Here is a 1,326-nt window from a genome sequence, read left to right on the forward strand (position 1 = left end):
GAAGACGGTGGTCGCGGTGCTCGAGATCCTCGATGCCGTGGGATTCAGGAAAGGTCAGTCCGCAGATACCGTGATCGAGCGAGTGGAGACGCTGCTGGCCACACCCGGCTGTTGAAGTTCGGGTATCTCGAGCGGCGGCTCCGCCTCGATTACCGTCTTTACTGAGTCCTGGCAGGAAATCGTCATGTGACGACGAACGAACGTCAACTGGCTAGTGCCTCATCGCTGTGCGTGCGCCGTTGTGTTGGCGAGTCGGTCGATTGGCGGCGGTGGGCAGCGCGGCGTTGGCTGAACTGAAGCGAGGGTTGTGCGCGTTCACCATTGAGTGGTCAGCTCGATTGGCGGTAGTCCTTCCTGCTGGCGCAGCCGGTCGGCGAGGGCGGCGAGGGCGGCGAGCTCGGCCAGTGCAGCATCCGACAATCCCGACGCGACACGGCCCAAGCATGCGGGGCAACAAGGATTTGGCGCACAACACGATCGAGTCCGGTCACCACGACCTTCTCGACAGCAATCGATACCCTGCGCCGTCCACCGCCAAACCAGCAAGAGTGCCTGGGCTCGCGATCAGGCCGCAGGGGGCAATATCGGCCAGTGCCGACCCGGGGGAGGGGTGACGGCGGCATCGGCGAGTCCAGGAACGCGGTCGCAAGTTCAAGGTGTGTCGGGCCCAAGTGCTGTGGGCACACGCACGACAATCAGGGGAGCCCACGCGTCGATCCGCCGTAGGGCGGTGCGGCGGCAGTCGATACTTGTCCCGAGCTGAGGTGATGATGTCCACAGGCAACGACACGCAGCCCAATACCGCGGCTCCCGAATACATGCACGCCACCACAATTCCCCTGTGGTGACACGGATTCCGGGATTGCGCGGCGAGCAGGCGCGCGAGTGGCGGCAATTCGCGCGCTGGTCCATGGCCGCCGAGTTGCCCGCGCTGCCGCCAGCGCCGACACCGTGCTGGCCTATCTGGGCGAGCACACCCGGGCACCCCCACCACCCAGCGCGGCCGCGTCAGCGCTCTCAACGCCGCTCAGAAGGCCACGAAGCTGCCGATTCCCGGTGCCGCCGAAGCGGTGCGCCGCGCGCTCAATCCCGGCCGCGCGCAACGACTGTCGAGCCTGCGCGCGCACGCGGACACGATCATCACGGGTCTGCCGTTCACCGTCTGGCCCGACGCGCTGACCAGGCGCTGCGACGCGGTCATCCTGCTGCTAGCCACCGAAGGGCAGTACACCTAGCACCAGATCTCGACCCTGACCCAGGCCGAGATCACCCTCACCGAGCAGGCCGTCACCGTGGGCGCGCAACCGCTGTTGGTTCCGCCCGCCA

The 1,326-nt window shown here is 66.7% G+C and carries 1 protein-coding gene; it reads right to left on the reverse strand.

Translation table 11 applies throughout. The features are described 5' to 3' along the window. Nucleotides 1-1,027: 1,027 nt before the first annotated feature. On the reverse strand, nucleotides 1,028-1,201 hold the full coding sequence (locus tag ACFXN1_RS51830; RefSeq protein WP_379446790.1) for a hypothetical protein: 174 nt from the start codon (nucleotides 1,199-1,201) through the stop codon (nucleotides 1,028-1,030). Between the last annotated feature and the right edge of the window lie 125 nt (nucleotides 1,202-1,326).

Source organism: Nocardia sp. NPDC059154 (assembly GCF_042755705.1).
In the GTDB taxonomy this organism is placed as follows: domain Bacteria; phylum Actinomycetota; class Actinomycetes; order Mycobacteriales; family Mycobacteriaceae; genus Nocardia.